This window comes from Flavobacterium sp. RSSB_23, assembly GCF_051547145.1.
GTDB lineage: Bacteria > Bacteroidota > Bacteroidia > Flavobacteriales > Flavobacteriaceae > Flavobacterium.
Genome location: NZ_JBPTTO010000071.1, coordinates 1 through 261, shown reverse-complemented (window position 1 = coordinate 261; position 261 = coordinate 1). Strand labels below are relative to the sequence as shown.

Here is a 261-nt window from a genome sequence, read left to right as displayed (position 1 = left end):
TTGCAACTCTTGCTGTGGGTGCAACTGATAGCACTACCTTCTCAGCTTCACATACCATTACTCAGGATGATATCAACGCAGGATTTGTTTACAACTTGGCTTTGGCTACTGCTAAAGATCCAAATGACAAACCTGTAACTGACACATCATCTGACCCTACTCCTTGCACTACTTGTCCTAAAAATCCAGAGTGTACTGATTGTACTATTACTGAATTGAATCAAAACCCAAGTATTGACATCACAAAAGATGGCGTGTATG

1 protein-coding gene is annotated in these 261 nt (G+C 40.6%); it reads left to right on the top strand.

Annotation, left to right across the window (positions count from 1 at the left end):
* A partial coding sequence (locus ACSVH9_RS16420) for a DUF7507 domain-containing protein (protein WP_438064645.1) occupies window positions 1-261 on the top strand: 261 nt, incomplete at both ends.